This window comes from Salinirubellus litoreus, assembly GCF_037335815.1.
In the GTDB taxonomy this organism is placed as follows: Archaea; Halobacteriota; Halobacteria; order Halobacteriales; family Haloarculaceae; genus Salinirubellus; species Salinirubellus litoreus.
The window spans coordinates 474,731-496,842 of the sequence record NZ_CP147841.1 but is presented as its reverse complement, the minus strand read 5'-3'; the positions used below and the strand labels follow the sequence as shown (position 1 = coordinate 496,842).

22 protein-coding genes are annotated in these 22,112 nt (G+C 68.9%); 17 read left to right on the top strand and 5 right to left on the bottom strand.

All coding sequences use genetic code 11. From position 1 onward, the window contains the following. The first annotated feature begins 661 nt into the window (after positions 1–661). On the top strand, positions 662–1,354 hold the full coding sequence (locus WDJ58_RS02555; protein WP_338916060.1) for a V-type ATP synthase subunit D: 693 nt from the start codon (positions 662–664) through the stop codon (positions 1,352–1,354). 200 nt (positions 1,355–1,554) lie between these two features. Here the strand turns inward: WDJ58_RS02555 and WDJ58_RS26310 are convergent, their stop codons facing one another. Beyond that, positions 1,555–2,058: a protein-tyrosine phosphatase family protein gene (locus WDJ58_RS26310; protein ID WP_380661548.1), complete on the bottom strand. Its 504-nt coding sequence runs from the start codon at positions 2,056–2,058 to the stop codon at positions 1,555–1,557. A 282-nt stretch (positions 2,059–2,340) separates the two neighbouring features. Between WDJ58_RS26310 and WDJ58_RS02545 the strand changes: the two genes are divergently transcribed. The 3 genes from WDJ58_RS02545 to argS all read left to right on the top strand — a co-directional run bounded on the left by WDJ58_RS02545 (position 2,341) and on the right by argS (position 5,801). Further along, entirely contained in the window at positions 2,341–3,309 is a 969-nt protein-coding gene (locus WDJ58_RS02545; protein WP_338916058.1) for a hypothetical protein, read from the top strand. Between the two features lie 163 nt (positions 3,310–3,472). Further along, on the top strand, positions 3,473–3,991 hold the full coding sequence (locus tag WDJ58_RS02540; protein WP_338916057.1) for a DUF6276 family protein: 519 nt from the start codon (positions 3,473–3,475) through the stop codon (positions 3,989–3,991). A gap of 52 nt (positions 3,992–4,043) precedes the next feature. Next, positions 4,044–5,801, top strand: coding sequence for an arginine--tRNA ligase (gene argS / locus WDJ58_RS02535; protein ID WP_338916056.1), 1,758 nt, complete (start codon positions 4,044–4,046; stop codon positions 5,799–5,801). A 47-nt stretch (positions 5,802–5,848) separates the two neighbouring features. On the opposite strand, the gene WDJ58_RS02530 is transcribed toward argS, so the two are convergent. Both WDJ58_RS02530 and WDJ58_RS02525 read right to left on the bottom strand, forming a co-directional pair. After that, the gene (locus tag WDJ58_RS02530) at positions 5,849–5,998 is read right to left on the bottom strand and encodes a hypothetical protein (RefSeq protein ID WP_338916055.1); all 150 of its coding nucleotides are present in this window, start codon (positions 5,996–5,998) and stop codon (positions 5,849–5,851) included. 38 nt (positions 5,999–6,036) lie between these two features. Then, positions 6,037–6,987 carry a MinD/ParA family ATP-binding protein gene (locus WDJ58_RS02525; RefSeq protein ID WP_338916054.1) on the bottom strand — a complete coding sequence of 317 codons (951 nt, stop codon included), beginning with the start codon at positions 6,985–6,987 and terminating at the stop codon, positions 6,037–6,039. Positions 6,988–7,166: 179 nt separating this feature from the next. Here WDJ58_RS02525 and prf1 point away from each other — a divergent pair, with 179 nt between their 5' ends. Beyond that, on the top strand, positions 7,167–8,408 hold the full coding sequence (gene prf1 / locus WDJ58_RS02520) for a peptide chain release factor aRF-1 (protein WP_338916053.1): 1,242 nt from the start codon (positions 7,167–7,169) through the stop codon (positions 8,406–8,408). A 66-nt stretch (positions 8,409–8,474) separates the two neighbouring features. On the opposite strand, the gene WDJ58_RS02515 is transcribed toward prf1, so the two are convergent. Continuing rightward, positions 8,475–8,924 carry an HTH domain-containing protein gene (locus tag WDJ58_RS02515; protein WP_338916052.1) on the bottom strand — a complete coding sequence of 150 codons (450 nt, stop codon included), beginning with the start codon at positions 8,922–8,924 and terminating at the stop codon, positions 8,475–8,477. Positions 8,925–9,170: 246 nt separating this feature from the next. Here WDJ58_RS02515 and WDJ58_RS02510 point away from each other — a divergent pair, with 246 nt between their 5' ends. The 3 genes from WDJ58_RS02510 (at position 9,171) to WDJ58_RS02500 (ending at position 11,837) form a co-directional block, all read left to right on the top strand. Further along, on the top strand, positions 9,171–9,344 hold the full coding sequence (locus tag WDJ58_RS02510; protein WP_338916051.1) for a hypothetical protein: 174 nt from the start codon (positions 9,171–9,173) through the stop codon (positions 9,342–9,344). After that, entirely contained in the window at positions 9,334–10,776 is a 1,443-nt protein-coding gene (locus WDJ58_RS02505) for a sodium:solute symporter family protein (RefSeq protein WP_338916050.1), read from the top strand. Before WDJ58_RS02510 ends, WDJ58_RS02505 begins: the two co-directional genes overlap by 11 nt. 122 nt (positions 10,777–10,898) lie before the next feature. Further along, on the top strand, positions 10,899–11,837 hold the full coding sequence (locus tag WDJ58_RS02500; protein ID WP_338916049.1) for an alpha/beta hydrolase: 939 nt from the start codon (positions 10,899–10,901) through the stop codon (positions 11,835–11,837). A 30-nt stretch (positions 11,838–11,867) separates the two neighbouring features. On the opposite strand, the gene WDJ58_RS02495 is transcribed toward WDJ58_RS02500, so the two are convergent. Continuing rightward, a complete protein-coding gene (locus tag WDJ58_RS02495) occupies positions 11,868–13,511 on the bottom strand; it encodes an acyl-CoA synthetase (RefSeq protein WP_338916048.1) in 1,644 nt (547 codons plus the stop codon). Between the two features lie 188 nt (positions 13,512–13,699). Here WDJ58_RS02495 and WDJ58_RS02490 point away from each other — a divergent pair, with 188 nt between their 5' ends. The 9 genes from WDJ58_RS02490 to rnz all read left to right on the top strand — a co-directional run bounded on the left by WDJ58_RS02490 (position 13,700) and on the right by rnz (position 22,085). After that, the gene (locus WDJ58_RS02490; protein WP_338916047.1) at positions 13,700–14,473 is read left to right on the top strand and encodes an HpcH/HpaI aldolase family protein; all 774 of its coding nucleotides are present in this window, start codon (positions 13,700–13,702) and stop codon (positions 14,471–14,473) included. A 136-nt stretch (positions 14,474–14,609) separates the two neighbouring features. After that, entirely contained in the window at positions 14,610–15,305 is a 696-nt protein-coding gene (locus WDJ58_RS02485) for an AzlC family ABC transporter permease (protein ID WP_338916046.1), read from the top strand. Then, complete coding sequence (locus WDJ58_RS02480; protein WP_338916045.1) at positions 15,302–15,634, top strand: AzlD domain-containing protein; 333 nt, start codon at positions 15,302–15,304, stop codon at positions 15,632–15,634. The genes WDJ58_RS02485 and WDJ58_RS02480 overlap by 4 nt, the downstream gene beginning before the upstream one ends. 143 nt (positions 15,635–15,777) lie before the next feature. Beyond that, positions 15,778–17,019 (top strand): hypothetical protein, encoded by a 1,242-nt coding sequence (locus WDJ58_RS02475; RefSeq protein ID WP_338916044.1) that lies wholly within the window; start codon positions 15,778–15,780, stop codon positions 17,017–17,019. A gap of 227 nt (positions 17,020–17,246) precedes the next feature. After that, positions 17,247–18,215 (top strand): 4-demethylwyosine synthase TYW1, encoded by a 969-nt coding sequence (gene twy1 / locus WDJ58_RS02470; protein WP_338916043.1) that lies wholly within the window; start codon positions 17,247–17,249, stop codon positions 18,213–18,215. A 157-nt stretch (positions 18,216–18,372) separates the two neighbouring features. Next, entirely contained in the window at positions 18,373–19,095 is a 723-nt protein-coding gene (locus WDJ58_RS02465; RefSeq protein WP_338916042.1) for a DUF120 domain-containing protein, read from the top strand. After that, positions 19,095–19,787 carry a 3,4-dihydroxy-2-butanone-4-phosphate synthase gene (ribB, locus tag WDJ58_RS02460; RefSeq protein ID WP_338916041.1) on the top strand — a complete coding sequence of 231 codons (693 nt, stop codon included), beginning with the start codon at positions 19,095–19,097 and terminating at the stop codon, positions 19,785–19,787. Before WDJ58_RS02465 ends, ribB begins: the two co-directional genes overlap by 1 nt. Positions 19,788–19,898: 111 nt before the next feature. Beyond that, on the top strand, positions 19,899–20,837 hold the full coding sequence (locus tag WDJ58_RS02455; protein ID WP_338916040.1) for a branched-chain amino acid transaminase: 939 nt from the start codon (positions 19,899–19,901) through the stop codon (positions 20,835–20,837). Positions 20,838–21,158: 321 nt separating this feature from the next. Further along, on the top strand, positions 21,159–22,085 hold the full coding sequence (gene rnz / locus WDJ58_RS02450) for a ribonuclease Z (protein ID WP_338916039.1): 927 nt from the start codon (positions 21,159–21,161) through the stop codon (positions 22,083–22,085). Positions 22,086–22,112: the final 27 nt, after the last annotated feature.

Below are 22,112 nucleotides of genomic sequence, written 5' to 3'. Positions count from 1 at the left end.
CGAGACGACGTACTGGACCTGCGCCGTCGCCGGCGTCGGCGACGTGTACTGCAGGACGAGGGCGTTCCCTTGGACACTGTACAGCCCGGCGAACCCGCCACCCTGGGCGACGGTACCGCTGAACTGGCCGTTCGTCCCGAACGTCACGGTCTCCCCGGCCCCCTGCCAGGTCCCGACGAGGCTCCCGGCCCCTCCCCCCGCTCCCGGCGGTCCCGGCCCCGCCCTGGGTGAGCGAGAACGACGGCCAGACGGCCGTCCCGCGGACGACCGACTGGATGTGGACCACCGCCGCCTTGTCCAGCTGGGTGACCCGCGAGACCGTCCCCGGCGGCTCGATGTCGATCCGATCGTTCCCGCCCGGTCCCACACCGGTCCCCGTACAGCCCGCGAGTCCGACCGCGACCAGCGGCATCGCTCGAACCAGTGCTCGCCTCGAAATGATACTGCTTGACACGACCGGCGTACGTCTCACGGGGAGATAAATATATCTTGAATTAAATTTATATTCTGTCATATGGGTCCCGGATAATCCCGACCGCGATAGCCGACCGTAGTCGGCGGGCGAACCCTTCGCGCCCCCGGCGCACGCCGTCCCCGGGATCGGGCGATCCCCGCTGTGGACCGTAAACAGTTATCCGACTGGGGCGAGAAGACACCGCCAATGGCCGAGGACGTCAAACCCACCCGGAAGAACCTCATGCAGATCGAGGACCGGATCGACCTCTCCGAGCGTGGGCACGACACCTTAGAGAAGAAGCGCGACGGCCTCATCATGGAGTTCATGGACATCCTGGACCAGGCCCAGGACGTCCGTTCGGAGCTCGAGGACGACTACGACCGCGCCCAGCAGGCTATCGACATGGCCCGGGCGATGGACGGCGACGTCGCCGTCCGGGGCGCGGCGGCCGCGCTCAAGGAACACCCCGAGATCACCACCCAGTCGAAGAACATCATGGGCGTGGTCGTCCCACAGATCGAGTCCTCGAAGGTGAAGAAGAACCTCGACGAGCGGGGATACGGCCTGCTCGGATCCAGCGCGCGCATCGACGAGGCCGCCGACGCCTACGAGGAGCTCGTCGAGTCGGTCATCCTCGCCGCCGAGGTCGAGACGGCGATGAAGAAGATGTTAGAGGAGATCGAGACGACCAAGCGCCGCGTCAACGCCCTGGAGTTCACGCTCCTCCCCCAGCTCTACGAGAACCAGGAGTACATCGAGCAGAAGCTGGAGGAGCAGGAGCGCGAGGAGATCTTCCGCATGAAGAAGATCAAGGCGAAGAAGGAGCGCGAGGAGGCCGAGGAGGCCGCGAAGGAGGGCGGCGAGCCGGCCGAGGAGCCGCTGACCGCCGACGACTGAGTACGCGTCCCGTCCTCGACTCCTGTCCCGGGAAGCCTGGGCGGAACGACCGCTCGGACGGGCTCCGTGGCGACTGCGAGAACCGCCCGGTACGAGCGAAACGTCCGCTGTTTCCCCGCCCGATCGGGACGTGAGGACGAACGACCGGCCGAGATCGAATCGCGGAGTCCGACGCCGACGACCCGTCCATTCCTGTCGTGTTAGCGTTCGAAGAGATCGACGAGGTCACTCGCCTCCGTCCCGGGTGCCTCCAGGGGGTTCCGTCCCATACCCTCGACGGTCCCGATCGCGGACTCGACCCCGTAGCCACGGTCGGCCACGAGCCATCCCACGAGGACGTGCCCGGTGCGCCCCGAGCCGGCCGAGCAGTGGACGACGACACGCCGATCCGCGTCCACCGATCCGCGCAGGAACGGCAGGATGCCGTTCCGGAAGACCGCCCCGTCGACCAGACCGTAGTCGCCGATCGGCGCGTGGTGGACGTTTCTCGCTCCGAAGGCCCGTCCGTACCGGTCGAGCAGGTCGTCGTACCCACGGAGGTGCTCCTCGTCGAGGAGACAGCAGACCCGCTCGATCCCCCGCTCTCGGACGAACGCGAGCCAGTCGTCGACGGTCGTCCCCGGGGCTCCGCCCGGGTGAGCCGGCCGGCAGGCTCCGTAGACGTACTCCTCCTCCGGCGCGGCCGCCCCGAAGTTGAACGGTATATCCGATCCGACACGCGCTTCCGTAATAGATCGATCCGTACCGGCTCTCCGAGCGGACGGGCTCGGCCCGGTGTCCGGACCCGGACGGAACGGTGCCGGCTGTCGGAGGTGTCCCGTGTGGGGTCTCCGACGAACTCATGGCACGGGATCGTCTCGGAACACGAGGCTGTCAGGGGAGGGGTTCGCGCCACGAGGACCGCCCGACAGTGTCGTCCGATGTGGGGAAAGACTGACGAGGAACGGTACTCAACTGCGAGCGACGGAACACGACACCGAGCACCGATGTACTCCCTATCCGACATAAAGAAGGGGATCCGGAATCCGGAGCTGGTGAAGGAGGAGATCCGATCCCGGTTCTATCCGCTTTTGCACCCCATCAGGACGCTGAAATCGGAATACATAGCGTGCGTGCAGCGGTACACCTACCATCGGAGCGGATACGACTACAACCCGGACGGTGTCGATATCTTCGAGGAGGACTGGGACAACCTGATCCTGCTCGACGCCTGCCGGTACGACGAGTTCTCGAACGCGTGTACCCTCCCCGGCGAGCTGGAACACCGTATCTCCAGGGGTAGCACGAGCAACGAGTTCGTCAGGGGGAACTTCTCCGACAGGCGGCTGGACGACGTCGTCTACGTCTCGGACAACCAGTGGTACGCGAGACTGGAGGACGACATAAACGCCGAGATACACGATTTCGTCTCGGCACCGATCGACGGGGACGCACACGGTGGCCTGCTGAATCATCCGTCCACCGTGACCCGGATCGCGAAGAACACGGCGGAGGAGTACCCGAACAAACGGCTGATCGTCCACTACCTCCAGCCACACTCCCCGTACTTCACGGCCGACGGGGAGGAGTCGTTCAGGGTCCCCTCGCTGTCGAACCTCCGGGACTCGCGTCCGCCGTTCAGGCGTGATCGGTCCCGTCGGGAGGTGATCGAAGCGTATCGCTCGACGCTGGAACTCGTCCTCCACCACGTCGAGGACCTGCTCGAATCCCTCCCCGGGAAGACCGTGATCAGTGCCGATCACGGCGAGATGCTGGGCGAGAGGGCGTGGCCGATACCGTTCCGGATATACGATCATCCGGGGGCCGTCTACACCGAGCAGCTGGTCAAGGTGCCGTGGTTCGTCCACGAGTTCAGCGAGCGGAAGGATATCGTCGGCGAGCGGTCGGACAACAGCGTAAGCGTCGACGAGGACGACGTCGAGGACAAGCTTCGAGCCCTGGGCTACCGGGTGTGACTCCCCTGCCACCCGACCCACCGAGCGTCGGTCGTCGGGCTCGCCCACGCCGGAGACGTCCACTGGCCGACGGGCTCGCCGCTCTCGCTCCCGGCGTCCCGTCCGTCCTGTCGGTCTCGTCAGTCCCGTTCCTTTCTTCTCCCCGGGGGTCGTTCGACCGGGTATGAACTGTCCAGCCTGCAACGGGACCGTCGTGTCCTTCGACGTGCCCGAGGACCTCCGCGAACACCTCCCCAAGCCCGTCCCGCACGCGGGGCTCTGCATCCGCTGTCTCAGACTCCACCCCACCGAGTCCGGTGGGGACCCCGACTTCGGCGAGCTGGAGCCGTTCCCGACGTCCCCGGAGGCGTCGATCCCCCTCGCCATTGCCATCGGGCGGCTCGACTCGCTCGCGCTGAACCGTTCGAGTATCGAGGCGCTGTTCGAGCGGGCCGAGGCCGCCGGCGTCGATCCGCTCCTCACCCTCGACCGGCTCGCCACCGCGGGAAGCGTCCAGCCGGCGATCGACATCGGCAAGCGCCGCCACCAGCTCGAACAGCTGATGGACCGGGAGACGGAGCCGGAGACCGAAGCGGAAACGGGAACCGATACCGAGACGGAGACGGAGACGGAAGCGGGAGCGGGATCGGAGCCGACCGGAGAGGTCGGAACGGGATCGGAGCCGGGGACGGGACCGGAGTGAGCACGAGCGCGAACCCGACACCGATTTAGTCGGCCCACGGGAACCCCCGGTCATGTTCATCGCCTTCCGCGACGAGGTCGCGGACGCGCTCTCCGGGGCGCTCTCGGGGGCCGGCTACCCGACCGACGACCTCGGCATCGAACAGCCGCCGTCGGACGTCCCCGCGGTACTCGCGTCGAGCGTGGCGTTCCGGCTGGCAGGCGAGGCCGGCGCGCCCCCGCCGCGGGTCGCGGGCGAGATCGCCGACGCCATCGATCCCGACTCGCTCACCTACGTCGATCGGGTCGAGACGCAGGGGCCGTACGTCAACTTCCACCCGAGCGAGGCGTACTTCGACGCGACGCTCTCGGCCGGACAGGACGAGTCGTTCGGCCACCTCGACCCGCGAAGGGAGTCGGTCGTCGTCGAGCACACCTCCGCGAACCCCACCGGACCGGTGCACGTCGGCCGTGCGCGGAACCCGATCATCGGTGACGCGGTGGCGAACGTCCTCGACTTCGCCGGCTACGACGTCGAGCGACACTACTACGTCAACGACGCCGGCCGGCAGATGGCCGTGTTCACCTGGGCCTACGAGACGTTCGAGGAGTCCGAGCTACCGGAGCCCGAGCGCGACCGCGCGGAGTACGAGATGGTCCGCTACTACCGGAGGGGCAACGAGTTTCTCGAAGAGGGTCCCGAAGCGGAGGTCGAGGCCGCCGAGGCCGAGATCGCCGCGATCATGCAGGGGCTGGAGGAGGGCGACGAGGCGACCTACGAGCGGGTGAGCGAGGTGGTCGACAGGGTGCTCTCGGGGATGCACGAGTGCCTGCTCCGGTTGCCCGCCGACTTCGACGAGTTCGTCAAGGAGACGCGGTTCATCCGCGACGGCTCGACCGACGAGGTGGTCGATCGCCTGCAGGACTTGCCCGAGAGCGTCTACGAGGAGGACGCCTGGCAGCTCGAACTCTCCGAGTACGGCATCGAGAAGAACCTCGTGTTCGTCCGTTCCGACGGCACCTCGCTGTACACGACGCGGGACCTGGCCCACCACGAGTGGAAGTTCGAGGCGTTCGACCGCGCGGTGACGGTGCTCGGCGAGGACCACAAGCTCCAGGCCGACCAGCTCCGGGCGGCGCTCGACCTGCTCGGCAACGACGTCTCACAGCTCGAGAACGTCATCTACTCCTACGTCAACCTCCCGGAGGGGAAGATGTCGACCCGGGCGGGGACGGGCGTCGACCTCGACGACCTGCTCGACGAGGCCGTCGCGCGCGCTCGTGAAGAGTACGAGAAGCGCGCCGAGGACCGCCTCCGCGAGGACGACCTGACCGAGACGGACGTCGAGCGCATCGCGGAGGTGGTCGGTATCGGCGCGGTCCGGTACGACATCGTCTCGAAACAGCCGACGAAGTCGATCACGTTCCGGTGGGACGAGGCGCTCGACTTCGAGGCCCAGTCGGCCCCCTACGTTCAGTACGTCCACGCGCGGTGCTGTGGGATCCTCGACGAGGCCGGGGAGGCGGGCGCGGTCCCGGAGGAGCCCCCGGACGCCTCGACGCTCGACGCCCCGGAGGAGCGCGAACTGCTGTTGACGCTGGCGCGGTTCGAGGGCGTGGTCGAGCGGTCGGCCGACGAACTCGAACCACACCGCGTCGCCACCTACACCCGCGAACTGGCCGAGGCGTTCAACGCCTTCTACCGGGAGTGTCCAGTCCTCCGCGCCGACGGCGAGTTACGCGAGGCGCGCCTCGCGCTGGTACGTGCCTCGCGGCACGCGGTGGCGAACGCGCTCGGCCTGCTCGGCGTCGCCGCGCCGGACTCGATGTAGGTCTGTACGCGTCCCTGCACGCACGGCGGTCGGCGCGTCCCGCTCGCTCAGAGCGGATAGGCGGGGACCAGAAAGCCCCCGCCGAACAGGCTCCCGCCGACGAACAGCACGCCGGCGGCCGCCAGGCCGAGCGTGAGCAACAGGAAGATGACGATCCAGGAGAGCGGGATCGAGGGGTCGGGCTCCGTGTCGACCATGGTCGTATCTGGCCCCGGGAGGTGAAAGGGGTTCCCGTTTACCTGCCCAGGAACCGCGAGAGGAACCCTCCCGACCCCTCCTCGTCCGGCTCGGACCCGTCGCCGTCGGTGGCGACGTCGGAGCCGGCGGGGCCGTCGCGTCGGTTCGCGGGCGTCGGCCCGAGCAGTCCCGACGTACCGTCCCAGTCGAGTACGGCGTCCGCCAGCCGCTCGTAGGCCGCCGCCGCCGGGCTCCCGGGGAGGGTGAAGGCGACCGGTTCGAGCGCGGCGGTGCGGGCGTCCTCCGGAACGACGCCGAGCGCCTTCGCGCCCACCCGGTCGGTCAGGTCGGAGATGCTGGTGTCCTCGCCGGCGCGGTTGATGACCACGCCGACGACCTGCACGCCGTCCCGTTCCCGGGCGCAGGCCGTCGCGTCCTCCTTCGCGGCCTCGCACGCCGCCCGGTCGGGCGTCGTCACCGCGAGGACGCCGGTGGCCTCGCCGAGGAGCGGCGACTCGGCCGCCGGGCCGTTACCGACGTCCACGACGAGCACCTCGTAGGCCATCGACAGGTCGCCGAGGGCGTACGAGAGCGCCTCGGCGTCGGCCGAGAGGTGATCCGCCCGATCGTGCCAGCCGCCGACGACCGGCACCGTGTCGGTGTCCGGTTCGTCCTCGGCGGTCACCGGGTCGCTCTCCTCGACAGCGCCGGTGCGGAACCCGGTCCGGTCGACGGCGAGCGCCTCCCGGTAGTCGGCAAGATCGTCCGCCGGGAGGTCGTCGGCCGAGAGCCCGCACTCGACCGTCGCCGCCCGGACGCTCGCGTCCCCCGCTACCGCGTCCCCCATCGTGGTGTCGAACGTGACGTCGAGGAGCGAGGCGACGTTCCCGGAGAGGTCGGCGTCGAGAACGGCCGCGTAACGGCTCGCTCCGCGGAGCGCGACGGTCAGGTTGAGCGCTGTCGCGGTCCTGCCGGACCCGCCCCCACCCGCCACCACGTAGACCTCCATAGTATCAAGTTATCGTTCGTATCGACATGAAACTACCGGGGGTCCGGGTCACCCGGGGACGGCGGAGGGTTCGAACGTCCGGTCGTCCCCGCCCCCTCGTCCCTTCCCGGTCGAGAACCGACCGTGCTCGTTGCAGCGGCCCCAACAGTTACTTAGGGCCGTTCGGCCTAGTTCCACCGATGAGTAAGCAGGAGCAGGAGCAGTCCGACAAACAAAAGTACGAGTTCAAGCGGGTGATCGAGGAGCTCAAGGACTACAAGGGCTCGGGCACCCAGCTGGTCTCCATCTACATCCCCGAGGACCGGCAGGTGTCCGACGTGGTCCAGCACGTCACCCAGGAGCACTCGGAGGCCTCGAACATCAAGTCCAAGCAGACTCGAACTGCCGTGCAGGACGCCCTGACGAGCATCAAGGACCGGCTGCGCTACTACGACACCTACCCGCCGGAGCGGGGGATGGTGATCTTCTCGGGGGCGTTCGACACCGGCGGCGGCCAGACCGACATGGTCACCCGGGTCCTCGAGTCGCCGCCCGATCCGGTCGAGTCGTTCCGCTACCACTGCGACTCGGAGTTCCTCACCGAGCCCCTCGAGAACATGCTGGCGGACAAGGGGCTCTACGGGCTGATCGTCCTCGACCGGCGGGAGGCGAACGTCGGCTGGCTGAAAGGCAAGCGCGTCGAGGCCGTCAAGTCCACGACCTCGCTGGTCCCCGGCAAGCAGCGGAAGGGTGGCCAGTCCGCACAGCGGTTCGCCCGCCTCCGACTTGAGGCCATCGACAACTTCTACCAGGAGGTCGCGGGGATGGCCAACGAGCTGTTCGTCGACAAGCGCCACGAGATGGACGGTATCCTGGTGGGGGGCCCCTCGCCCACCAAGGACGAGTTCCTCGACGGCGACTACCTCCACCACGAGCTCGGGGACATCGTCCTCGGGAAGTTCGACGTCTCATACACGGACGAGTCCGGGCTGAAGGACCTCGTGGATGCGGCGGGCGACGTGCTCGCCGACCACGAGGTGATGAAGGACAAGCGGGAGATGGAGGAGTTCTTCGAGGAGCTCCACGACGGCGGGAAGGCGACCTACGGCTTCGAGCAGACCCGCAAGAACCTCAACATGGGCGCGGTCGACCGCCTGCTCATCAGCGAGGACCTCCGGAAGGACGTCGTGATCTACGACTGCGGCGACCGCCAGGAGTTCGAGGTCGTGGATCGGAGACACTCGACCCCCGAACACACCTGCGAGGACGGCTCAGCCGCCGAGGTCGAGGAGCGCGAGGACGTCATCGACCACCTGATGGAGCTCGCCGACCAGCGCGGCTCGGAGACGAAGTTCATCTCGACGGACTTCGAGAAGGGCGAACAGCTCCTCACCGCCTTCGGCGGCATCGCCGGCATCCTGCGGTACTCCACGGGCGTCTAAGCACGCCTCCGCTCTCCTGCTTCGGTCCCGCGTCCGAGTTCAGTCTAATGCGACCGTCGACGCGCCCTATCGCAGGTTCTCCACGTCCTCGCCCGATTCGAGCGCCGCGAGACCGTCCTCGACGGCCTCGTGGTTCCCCCCGTTCCAGCACGGGTAGAGTCCCGTGAGGGTCCCCTCGCGCCGGACCGCGATACAGGCCACCGGGAGGACGACGACCCGGTCCGACCGCCCGACCCCGGGTCGGTCCTCGAAGAACGGGTCGAGGTGGACGTCCGACCGCTCCGCGACTACGTCGGCGAACTCGTCGTACGTCTCCACGGCGGGGTCGGTCGGTCCGTCGTTCGGGACGATGGCCTTCGAGGGCCACTCCTCCATATCGAGGTCCGGGAGGAGCCCCTCGTCGGCGAGGGCCTCGACTCGCGCCCGGGCGTTGCCCTGTCGGTCGCGCGCCGCCATCGGGGCGCCGGTGCGGAGGTAGAGGGTCACCGACGCCGAAAGCGGCGCCTCTGCGGTCACGGTCGGGAGGGGGCAGGGATCGCTCCGGTAAAAGTCCATTGTTGACACGGTATCTCGTATCTCGCAGTGTCCACGTTAAAGGGTAGTTCTATGGGCAATTATTCGAAACACTCGGCTATTCTTGATCGTTCGTTCCGAACGAAGGCGGATATAAAAACGTATTCCGGAGGATCACGTCGTCGCAGCGACCGTTAGCAGTAATTTTATTACCACACGATAGGCAACGCCGGGCGGGTGTGACAACAGATGTCTGTGCTCGGAATGCCGACGGACATGTTCGTCGTGTTCGTCCTGACGTTACTCGCAGGGAGCATCGGCGCGATACACTACACGGTCGTCCACATCATCATGGGCCGACCGGTCGACGAGACCATTCGTGGGCGGGCGGCGGAGGAAGGAGGGTCGAGCGATGGCGGTTAACGAGTTCTACCTCGGGACGTTCATCGTCTACCTGCTGATCGTCCTCGGGATCGGCGCGTGGGGGTACACGAAGACGACGGACGTCGCGGACTTCTGGGTCTACGGGAAGCGGCTCGGCCCGTGGCTGGCGACGTGGTCGTACGTCGCGAACTTCGTCTCGGCCGTGTCGGTGATCGGGTTCATCGGCTCGGTCTACGGTGGCGGCTACTCGATCCTCACGGGGATCGTCCTCGGGCTGATGCTCGGGATCTCGGCGCTCTACTTCGTCGTCCACAAGGTACGCGAACTGGACCACGTCACCTTCCCCGACATCATCCGGGACCTGACCGGCCGGGAGATCGCCCGCCCGATCGCGGCGGTCCCCCTGCTGGCGAACGCCTGGGTCTACCTGATCATGCAGCTGGTGGGCGCGAGCCTGCTGGTCACGACGATCACGGGCGTCCCCTACCGGTACATGATCTGGGTGATCGGGTTCGTGTTCGTCGCCTACACGGTGATGGGCGGGCTGGTCTCGGTCGCCTGGACCGACCTGATTCAGGGGACGGTGATGGTCACGACGGTTCTGGCCGCGCTGGTCTTCATCATCATCGACCAGGGGAGCCTGGCGGCGATCAACACGCAGTTCACCCAGCTCAGCGCCGCCAACACGATGCCGCTCGGCGACGGGGCGTACACGCTGCTCGGCCTGGCGGGCTCGCTGGTGGCGTTCTTCGGGACGATCTTCACCGCCCAGGGGACGATCATCCGTATCAACGCGACGAAGGACATCCGGACGGCGAAGATCCACCTCGCGTTCGGTGGGCTCATCCTCTCGGTGTTCTACAGCGCGCTGATCCTGCTGGGCGGCGGCGTCACCGTCGCGCTGAACAACGCCGGGCTGGCCGGCTTCGAGAACGTCGACCAGGCGTTCCCGATCTTCATCACCGACTACCTCCCGACCGGTATCGGCATCGTCGTCATCCTCGCGGTGATGTCGGCGATCCTCTCGACGACCGACACGCGGCTCCACTCGACGGGCGTGACGACCGCCCGTGACATCTACGACTGGTACGCCGACGACGCCTCCGACCAGCAGCTGATGAAGGTCTCGCGCATCGCGACGATCTTCTGGGGCGTGACCGCAACGGCGATGGCGGTCAACCCCCCGGGGACGATCATCACCCTGTACACGTTCCGGGCGATCCTGCTGACGAGCGCGTTCCTGATCCCGATCTACCTCGGGCTCTACTGGACGGGGGTGGCCGGCAACGCCATCATCGCGTCGATCGTCGTCGGCACGCTCCTCGGCGTCGGCTGGGACCTCAGCGGCGGCTTCCTCGGCGTCCCGGCGACGTTCATGGGCGTCGGCGGGGCGTTCGTCGCGCTCCTGATCGGCCACCTCGTCTGGTCGGACTCCGGCGGCGGCCGGACGTCGGTGGCGGCCGGCGACTGACCGCGAGCTAGCCTCGCGACCACCCCCTTCGATCTCGGGGTTCGAACGCCGCTGGGCGGGGTCGATCCGAGGATCCCCGGCCGACGGTACGGTTTCTTGTGAGTGCCGAGCGTGGGAGGGCCATGCCGGACGGCGAGCCCGACCCCGAGCTGATCGAGGCGCTACGAACCCGCGAGCACGAACTGCCGACGCACACCCTCTCGCCCGAGGCGGCGCGAGCCCAGCGGCGCGGTCGGCACGTCCCGCCCGAACGGGCCGACGAGGTAGCCCGCGTCCGCGACCGCGCGATCGAGGTACCCGGTGGGGAGGTCCCGATACGGATCTACGAACCGGGTGGCGCGGCACCGCAGCCGGCCGTCGTCTACTTCCACGGCGGCGGGTGGGTCGTCGGGAGTATCGACTCCCACGACCCGCTCTGCCGGGCGCTGGCGAACGCGTCGGGGGCGGTCGTCGTCTCGGTAGACTACCGGCTCGCCCCCGAGCACGCGTTCCCCACCGCCGCCGAGGACGCCTACGCCGCGACGGCCTGGGTGGTCGAGCGCGCGGCCGAACTGGGGGTCGATCCCGAGCGGGTCGCCGTCGCCGGCGACAGCGCGGGCGGGAACCTCGCCACCGTCGTCGCGCTCATGGCACGCGACCGCGACGGTCCCTCGCTCGCCTACCAGGTTCCGATCTACCCCGTCACCGACCACACCCTCGCGTACGACTCCTACCCGGAGAACGCCGAGTGGGGTCCGTCGGCCGAGGCGATGGGCTGGTTCTGGGAGAAGTACCTCGCGCGGGACGTGGACGCGTACAACCCCTACGCCGCCCCGATGTGGGCGCGCTCGCTCACGGACCTGCCGCCGGCGACGGTCGTCACCGCTGGGTTCGACCCCCTGCGCGACGAGGGGCTGGCCTACGCCGAGCGCCTCGACGCGGACGGGGTCGAGACGACCGTGCGCAACTACGAGCGGATGACCCACGGCTTCGTGAGCATGCTCGTCGAGCCGGACCTGTCGCGGGCGCGCGAGGCGGTCGACGACCTCGCGGACGACCTGGCGAGCGCGTTCGGGGAGTGACCTCGACGGGTTCCGAACGGCCCCGCGGGGCTACGTCCGCTCGCGCTCCTCGAGCCTGTACCGCTGGACCTTCCCCGTCGCGGTCGTCGGGAGTTCGTCGATGAACTCGATCTCGCGGGGGTACGCGTGTCTCGCGAGTCGCTCCTTGACGTGGGACTGGAGTTCGTCGAGCGTCCCCTCGGGGTCCGCCGGGAACTCTACGGGAACGACGTAGGCCTTGACGATCTGACCGCGCTGGTCGTCCGGGACGCCGATCACCGCGGCCTCGGCGACGGCCGGGTGCTCCATGAGGCTGTTCTCGACCTCGAAGGGGCCGATCCGGTAGCCCGAGGAGATGATGACGTCGTCGCTGCGACCCTCGTACCAGTAGTAGCTCTCCTCGTCCCGGCGTGCGAGGTCGTCGGTCAGCAGCCAACCGTCGTAGAACGCCCCCTCCGTCCGCTCGGGCATCCCCCAGTACTCGTCCATGAGGACCCACTCTCGCGGCTTCACGACGACCTCGCCGATCTCGTCGATTCCGACCGGCTCGCGGGTCTCGGGGTCGAGCAGGTCGACCTCGAACCCGGGGCAGGGCTTGCCCATCGAGCCGGCTCTCGTCTCCACGTCCAGCCCGGCGTAGTTGTTGACGATCATTCCCGCCTCCGTGAGCCCGTACGTGTCGTGGATCGGGAGGCCCAGCCGGTCCTCGAACCAGTCGTAGACCTCGGGGTTCAGCGGCTCGCCGGCGCTGCTCAACACCCGCAGGCTCTCGAACGATCGCCCTTCGAGCACGTCCTCGCCGGCCGCGATGATCCCCCGGTACGCGCTGGGGACCGCCCCCAGGACGGTGACGTCGTGTTCATCGAGGATCCCGACCCAGCGCTCGGCGTCGAACTCGCCGGCGTGAAGCAAGCGAGTAGCGCCGAGCGCCATCGGCGCGAACCCGGTCGTGAACAGCCCGTACGACCAGCTCGGGTCCGCCGCACCCCACACGAGGTCGTCCTCGTTCACGTCCAGCGCGTACTTCGTGTGCGGGTAGAGCGTGGCGAGCACCCGGTGGGTCATGACGACGCCCTTCGGCCGCCCGGTCGTCCCGGAGGTGTACTGCATCGTCGAGGGGTCGTCGATACTCGTTCGAACGACGTCGAACTCCGCGGACTGGTCGGCGAGGAGGGTCTCGAAGGAGTGGGTGTCGTCCCCGGTCTCGCTCACTCCGACCGCGACCCTCCCGATGTCCGCCGCGGCGTCGAGCGAGTCGACCGTCGCGCCGTAGTCGGCACCGTAGACCAGCAGTTCGGGTTCGCAGTCCTCGATGCGGTACTCCAGCGCCGCCTCCTCGAACGCCGTGAACAGGGGGACGTGTATCGCGCCCGTCTTCCAGATTCCGAGGACGGTGACGATCGTCTCCGGGATCTTCGGCAGGAGGGTCGTCACCCGGTCGCCCCGCTCGACGCCGAGTTCCGTCAGCACGTTGGCCACCCGGTTGGATCGGTCCCGGAGCTCGGCGAACGTGTACTCGGTGAGATCCCCGCTCTCGGACACCCACGCGAACCCGACGTCGCCGGACCCGGCGTGGCGGTCGCAGGCCTCGTGAGCCATGTTCAGTTCGTCCGGCGCGTCCCAGTCGTACGTTTCGAGCACCGACTCCCAGTCGAACGACTCGTAGACGTCCGCGTACTCCGTCCCGGACACCATCGGTGACCCCCGGTTCGAGAGCGCCCGTGATAAGTACTCTCCGGGGCCGTTTCGCCCCCTTCCGTCCCACCTCACCCCGCCGTCCCCCCCTTCCGGGTCGATCCATCGAAATCCGGTCCCCCTGGCGTAGCGGTCTGTCAACTGGACTCATAAACCCTTTTGCTACCCGCTGGAGCAACGTCGGCTCCATGGACCCCGATTTCAGAGAGGCGCTGGTCGCCCGCAAACCCGTCGTCGGCAACTGGATCTCGCTCGCCCACCCCGCAATCGCGGAGACGAGCGCCGGCCTCGACTTCGACTTCGTCGTGATCGACACCGAGCACACCTCGATAAGCGTGGACGAACTCGAGTCGATGATCCGGGCCACCGACGCGGGCGACGGCGGAACCGCACCGATCGTCCGCCTCCCGGACCACGACCCGGGGCGGATCAAGCGCGCCCTCGACATGGGCGCGGCCGGGCTGATGTTCCCGATGGTCGAGACCGCCGAGGAGGCAGAACGTATCGTCGAAGCGATGCGTTACCCGCCGGAGGGCCGGCGCGGCGCGGCCCCCGCCCGGGCCTCCGGGTACGGCCGGACCTTCGGGGAGTACTTCGAGAACGCCAACGAGGGGATCGCGACGATCGTCCAGATCGAGACGGAGCGGGCCGTCGAGAACATCGAGGGGATACTGGCCGTCGACGGCGTCGACGCCATCCAGGTCGGTCAGGGCGACCTCTCCGCCTCGGTGGGGGCGTTCGGCGAGTGGGAGGACGACGCGTTCCGGGACGCGCTCTCCCGGGCCGTCGAGGCCGCGGACGAGGCGGAGGTTCCCGTCGGGATGCTCGCGCTCGACGCCGAGGGGATCGACCGGTGGCTGGACGCCGGCGTCGACTTCATGACCGTCGGCGTGGACGTGGCCTACCTCCAGGACGGGGCGAGGGAAGCCAAGGCGCACTTCGAGGACGCCGTCGACGAGTGAGTGCCCGCGCGGGCGGATCCCGGCTCTCACTCCGGACGACAGGGAGTAGCGGTACCCGGTCAGTCACCCGTCCCGAACGTGGGTACCGATGGACCTGTCCGCCGGTTTTTACTCGTGGCCGTCGCGGGTACTCGCGATGGACACCTCAGAGTGCATCGCCGGGCTCCGCGCCGTGGCCCCCGCCGTCCCGCCGATCGTTCCCGTCGGGATGCTGTTCGGGGCGACCGCGGTCGGGACGGGGTTCACCCCGCTCTCGGCGACCGCCCTGTCGCTGTTCGCGTTCGCGGGGACGGCACAGCTCGCGGCCGTGGAGCTGCTCCGGGAGGGGGCGACGCTCCGGGTCGTGCTGGCGACGATCGTCCTGATCAACCTCCGGTACGTGATCTTCAGCGCCTCGCTCGCCCCGAAGGTCAGCCACCTCTCCCGGTCCTGGCGGGCGGTGATCGCCTACCCGCTGTTCGATCTCAACTACGCGCTCGCGGAGGCCCGGTTCGAGGCGGTCGGTCCGGACGAGGGCCACCGCGGGTGGTACCTCGTCGGCGTGAGCCTGCCACTCGTCGCCGCGCTCGTCGGAGGGACGCTCGTGGGCGCGCTCGTGGGGGAGGTCGTCGGCGACGGGCTCGGGCTCGACTTCGCGATCACGCTGGTGTTCGTCTCGCTCCTTGCCCCGCAGATCGAGAACGGTCCGACCGCGCTGGCCGCCGGCAGCGCCCTCGTCGTCGCCGTCGCGGGTGCCGGACTGCCCGTGAACCTCGGGCTGCTCGCCGCCGTGCTCTGTGGGACCGCCGTGGGCGTGCTGGCCGAGTCCCGTCCGTCGGAGGGATCCGCGTGACGGCGGCGCAGGTACCGAACGTCTGGCTGGTCGTCGCGGGCGTGAGCCTCGTCACCTTCGCCCTCCGGGCGTCGTTCCTGCTCGGTATCGACCGTCTGGGAGGCCTCCCGCCGACGCTCGAACGGATCACCCCGTTCGTCCCACCGGTCGTCCTGGCCGCGCTCGTCGCGCCGAACCTGTTCCTGAGCGGGGGGAGCGTCACCATCGGGCCCGGGAACGAGCGGCTGGTCGCGGGACTCCTCGCCTTCGGCGTCGCCTGGTACACGGAGAACCTGCTCGCGACGGTCGGGATCGGGATGACCGCGCTGTGGCTGCTGCTCTGGCTGTGAGTCCTCCTCTTCTACGACAACGAACGAGCGCCGTCGGAGTGCCCGCCGTCACCGGCCGTTCGGCAACTGTCACGGCTCCCGCATCGAACTCTCCCCCGCGGATCGTCCTCAACCCTTTTGAGCGCCGTCGGTGAAGCCGGGGCATGGCGAGCGCGGCGACCGGCCTCACCGAACCGCACGTCCTCGCCCACGCCAAGCGACGGCTGTTCCCCGACCCCGACGAGCCCGACACGTACGCCGTCGTCGACACGCAGTTCTCGGCCGAGGCGTGGCGCTCGGACCAGCGCGTCGAGCGGTCCGTCCGCGAGGCGCTCGCCCCGTTCAACCACGTCCGGATCGGCGGCGGCTACCCGGACCTGGTCGGCGTCCGGAAACTGGAGTCCGAGTGGCTCGCGGTCGAGCGGTTCGGCGACGAGCCCCCGCTGGTCGTCGTCGAGGCGAAGGGGTATACGGACAGAGGGGTGGACACGGAGCGTGGTATCGTACAGGCGTACGATCGACTCGGCGAGGCGAACGCGGCGTACCTCGCCGCCCCCGCCGACGCGGTCACGGAGACCGACCGGACGCTCGCGCGGGAGCTGAACGTCGGGGTTCTCGGCGTCGGCACGGACGGAACCGTCGAGCCGATGGAGATCCCCCGCGTGATCGGCAACCGAACGACCGACGAGGCGACCGCCATCCGGTTCCAGGCGAGCGCGCAGGGCGTCGCCGATCGGTCGTTCGGGCTGAACCACCCCAAGAACTACATCGCGTATCCGCTCGCCCTGTACCACCCCGACGAGACCGACGTAGTGCTCGCCGACCGGGTCGTCCGGGCCGTGAGCGACGCCCGGCGCGGGGCCGCGTTCCTGGGCCTGATCGACGAGCGGCCCGACCGCGTCGAGCTCACGCCGCTCGGCCGCGAGGCGGTCCGGTTCGCGCTCGACCGGTACGGGTCGGTCGACGAGGCACTCCGGGCCTTCGAGGAGTGGCGGGGCTCACGGGAACGCTTCTGTGACCTCGCGCCGGAGTGGGGTCTGCTCGTCCGGCGGGTCGTGTGGGCGTATCCGGCGACACAACTGCTCGTCGAGGAGCTCCAGCAGATGCACGCGGACGGCATCCCGGACCCGACGCTCGTCGACCTCGTCGAGTGGCTCCACGTCCACCACCCGACGTTCGCCGTCGAACTGTTCGTCCGTGGGACCGACGACGCCCGTTCCCGGGTGCTGGACGCGGACGGCGAACTGCGTATCGGCGAACTGACCGACGGGCACGTCTACCACTCGCCCACCGTGTTCCAGCTGAAGGCGATCCTCTACCACGCCGGAATCCTCGACGACCGCGGGGCCGAACCGCACCGGATCGATCCCGCGACGGATTCGTGGCGACTCCGGCACCCTGTCTGATACGGACGGTTGTAACGATGTACCGGTGATCGCCCGGACGGGGTCGGCGGCCACCGGTAAAAGACTACAACCATCCGTATGACTGCCTCCGCCGACTGCCCGACCTTACGGCCTCTCTGTGTCCGGAGTGACGGTCTGTTCTCCCTCTCCTCTCTCGTCTGCCGATCCTCGTCTCCACGACCAGTGAGAGAAGAACCCTTAAGCCTCGACCCGCTCCCATGGTGGCAATGAGCGACTCCGGGCCCAGACAGGTCGACGACCCGGACTATCACCACGTCAACCACACCGCGGCCCAGACCTGCGGGTGGACCGCGAACGCCATGCGTGGGGAGGGCCGGTGTTACAAGAACACGTTCTACGGCATCCAGAGCCACCGGTGTATCCAGATGACCCCGGTGGTGAAGTGCAACGAGCGGTGCGTGTTCTGCTGGCGGGACCACGCGGGCCACGCCTACGAACTCGACGGCGTCGAGTGGGACGACCCCGAGGCCGTCGTCGACGCCTCGATCGAGCTCCAGCGGAAGCTCCTCTCGGGGTTCGGCGGGAACGAGGACGTGCCCCGAACGGTGTTCGAGGAGGCGATGGAGCCACGACACGTCGCCATCTCGCTCGACGGCGAGCCCACGCTCTACCCCTACCTGCCCGAACTGATCGAGGCGTTCGGCGAACGCGGCATCACCACGTTCCTCGTTTCCAATGGGACGCGCCCCGAGGTGCTCGAACGGTGTGACCCGACCCAGCTGTACGTGAGCGTCGACGCGGCCGATCGGGAGACGTTCGGCGAGACGGTGGGGGCGATGGAAGAGGACGCCTGGGACCGGCTGATCGACACGCTCGACGTCCTCGCCGGAAAGGAGGAGACCCGGACGGTTATCCGGACGACGCTCGTGGGGGGGATCAACGACCATCACCCCGAGTGGTACGCGGCGATGTGCGACCGCGCCGACGCCGACTTCGTCGAGGTGAAGGCGTACATGCACGTCGGGCACTCCCGGGGTCGGCTCGACCGCTCGGCGATGCCCGCCCACGAGCGGGTCGTCGAATTCACCCGTGAGCTCGGCACGTACCTCCCCGACCACGACGTCCTCCGGGAGGTCGAGGCCTCCCGTGTGGCGCTGCTCGCCCGCGAGGAGGACACCTGGGTCCCCGAACTCAAGGGCGGAAGCGAGTTCTGGAGGCGGAACCCCTACGCCTGAGAGCCCCGGGATCGCTCCTCGTCGCCGTCGGTGGACTCAAGTCGAGGGCGAACCCCTGGTAGACTGGAGGGGTTGGGACGCACCCCTACATCGTACCAGATGTGGAATGCTCCCCACGTTCGTTACGCTTATGCCGCGGTAGTTCCTCGCTCCGGACATGGGAACACGGACCGGGCACGCCGTCGGCCACGACGAGCTGGCGGTGCTCAAACTCCTCGCGCTGGAGGGTGCGCTGGGCGAGCGCACCACGGTGACCTGCGCGGGGCTGGCCGACCGGCTGGAGGCCTCGAACCAGACCGCCTCGCGGCGGCTCCAGCGCCTCGAGGACGCGGGCCTGCTCGACCGGGAGATACTCAGCGACGGCCAGCGGGTCGGCGTGACCGAGGAGGGCGAGCGTGCCCTCCAGCGGGAGTACGCCGACTACCGCCGTATTTTCGAGCGGGACGCCGGCGTCTCGCTGTCGGGCGTCGTCACCAGCGGGATGGGCGAGGGACGCCACTACATCACCCTGCCGGGGTACATGGAGCAGTTCGAGTCGCGGCTCGGCTACGCGCCGTTCGCCGGGACGCTCAACCTCGACCTCGACGAGGAGAGCGTCCGGGCGCGTGCCCGGATGGACGCCATCGACCCGGTCCCCATCGACGGCTGGGAGGGCGAGGACCGGACCTACGGCCCGGCGTTCTGCTGGCCGGCGGCGCTGGAGACGCCCGACGGCGAGCGTTTCGATCGGGCGCACGTCATCGCCCCCGAGCGGACCCACCACGGGGCCGACCAGCTCGAGGTCATCGCCCCGCAGAAGCTCCGCGACGCGCTCGGACTCGACGACGGCGACCACGTCACCGTCCACGTCGAGGACGGCGGCGACGGGGGTGCGGCGTGATGCCCGGGCGCACCGACGCCGAGGCGGTCGACGCCGAGGTCGACACGACGGACCCGGTCGGCCGTGCCGTCGCGGCGTTCCGCCGCGGCGAACCGATCCTCGTCCACGACGCCGCCGACCGGGAGGGCGAGACGGACTTCATCTACCCCGCGGGTGCGGTCACGGCCCGCGCGGTCGCCCGGATGCGAAACGACGCCGGCGGCCTCGTCTGCGTGGCCCTCTCCGATTCGGTGAGCGAGACGCTCGGGCTCCCGTTCATCCAGGAGTCGCTCGACCACCCGCTGACCGCCGATCACGAACTCGGCTACGACGAGCGGTCGTCGTTCTCGCTGACGGTGAACCACCGGGACACGTTCACGGGCATCACCGACGAGGACCGCGCGCTGACCATCGCCGAACTCGGGGCCCTCGCGGCCGCCCCCGATCGGGGGACGTTCGAGGAGACGTTCCGCGCGCCGGGCCACGTCCACCTCCTGCGCGCCGCGCCGGACCTGCTCGCCGACCGCCGCGGCCACACCGAGCTCGGCATCGCGCTCGCGGCAGCCGCCGACCGACCCCCCGCGGTGGTCGTCTGCGAGATGCTCGACGACGAGACCGGGGGCGCTCGCTCGCCGGCCGACGCCCGGGCGTACGCCGAGCGACACGGCCTCGTCTACGTCGAGGGGTCGGCCCTCGTCGAGCGGCTGGGCTGATACCTTCTCACCCTTCCCCTCCCTCTCTCCTCCCCTTCACCCGGTCGGGACGTCCGTTACGCCCTGGCACGGACCGTCAACACTCATTACGCGGGCCACCGACCCCCGGGTATGGGATTCGACGAGATGGACGTCGATACGATCTGGATGGACGGGGAGTTCGTCCCGTGGGACGAGGCGCAGGTCCACGTCCTGACACACAGCCTCCACTACGGCACGGCGGTGTTCGAGGGGGTCCGCTGTTACGAGACCGAACGCGGCCCCGCGCTGTTCCGCTGGGACGAGCACCTCGACCGGCTCTACAAGTCCGCGCGGCCCCTCGACCACGACATCGAGCACGACCCCGAGGAACTCACCGAGGCCACGACCGAGCTCATCCGCCGGCAGGAGCTCGAATCCTGTTACATCCGCCCGCTCGTCTACTACGGCTACAACTCGCTCGGGGTCTCCCCGAAGGAGTGCCCGACGCGGACCATGATCGCCTGCTGGCCCTGGGGAACCTACCTCGGCGAGGAGGCCCTAGAGGAGGGCGTCGACGTGATGGTCTCCTCCTGGCGCAAGCACCACTCCTCGCAGATCCCGACGAACGTCAAGGCGACCGGGCCGTACATCAACTCGATGCTGGCCGGCGAGGAAGCCCGCCGGAACGGCTACGTCGAGGCCATCGTCCTCAACAAGGAGGGGGACGTCGCCGAGGGTCCCGGCGAGAACATCTTCATGGTCAACGATGGGGAGATCTACACCCCGGGGCTCTCCGAGTCCATCCTCGACGGGATCACCCGCCGGACGGTCATCGAGCTGGCCCGTGACCTCGGCTACACGGTCCACGACGAGGCGAGCATCGGCCGCGGACAGCTCTACACCGCCGACGAACTGTTCTTCAGCGGGACCGCCGCGGAGGTCACCCCCATCCGGACCGTCGACGACAACGTCATCGGCGACGGCTCCCGGGGGCCGGTGACCGAGGACATTCAGTCGCGGTTCTTCGACGTCGTCGAGCGCCGGACGGACGATCACGACGACTGGTTCACCTACGTCGAGATGGAGTAGCCCCCTCACCTTTTCGTAGGAGACCGCGACCACCCCCCGGTGTGACCTGACGACCGTCGCGGGGGTCTCGCGAGAGCGTGGTGTCGCCCCCCGCCGAATGCGACCGGACACCGCCTGTCAGCCCCAGGGCCCCCGGTACCCGCGGGTCGGACACCCCTCGCCTCCCCCCGTCATCGCCTGCTGTTGGTCCGCTCACTCCGCTGTTCTCCCCCAGCACACCCGCCTCACTATCCCGCTTAGAGGACGAAGCACAAGCCCGAACTCGCTCCCGGATGCCAGGTTCCGAAGGGCGTATAACCGGTCCGCCCCGCAGGTCGAGGTATGTCCCTGTGCGTGACGTTCCTCGGGACCAGCGGTGCGGTCCCGACGGTCCGCCGGAACACGAGTGGCGTCCTCGTCCGCCGGGAGGGCGAGCGCCTCCTCTTCGACTGCGGGGAGGGGACCCAGCGACAGATGATGCGCTTTGGCACCGGGTTCGACGTCTCGCACCTGTTCGTCACGCACACCCACGGCGACCACACGCTCGGCATCCCCGGCCTGTTCCAGACCTGGGACTTCAACGACCGCGAGGCGAGTATCGCGCTTCACGTCCCGAACGGGGAGCGTCGAGCGATCCGGAGTCTCATCGACGGGAGCGCGACCCGCCCGAGCTTCCCGATCCGGATCAACGAGGTCGGGCCGGGCGACGTCGCCTACCGCGGCGAGGGCTTCGAGGTCCGGGCGTTCGAGACCGAACACCGTACCCGTTCGGTGGGGTTCGCCCTCGTCGAGGACGACCGCAAGGGTCGGTTCGACCGCGAGCGGGCCGAGGAACTCGGCGTCCCGGTCGGCCCGAAGTTCTCGACGCTCCACGGGGGCGAGCCGGTCGAACTCGAGGACGGCACGGTCGTCCGCCCCGAACAGGTCGTCGGCGAGCCCCGCCCCGGCCGGCGGGTGGTCTACACGGGCGACACGCGTCCCGCGGACGCGACCGTCGAGGCGGCGGACGGTGCCGACCTCCTGATCCACGACGCGACGTTCGCCGACGACTGGGCCGAACGGGCGGGGCCGACCGGTCACTCCACGGCGCGGGAGGCCGCCGAAGTGGCCGCCGAAGCGGGCACGGAGCGGCTCGCGCTCACGCACGTCTCCTCCCGGTACGCCGGCGACGTCGCGCCGCTGGCCCGCCAGGCCCGCGAGGCGTTCGACGGCCGGTGTTTCGTCCCCGACGACGGCGACGAACTCGACGTCCCCTACCCCGACGCGTAGCCGCACGCGGCGATCGGCCGTCCGGGC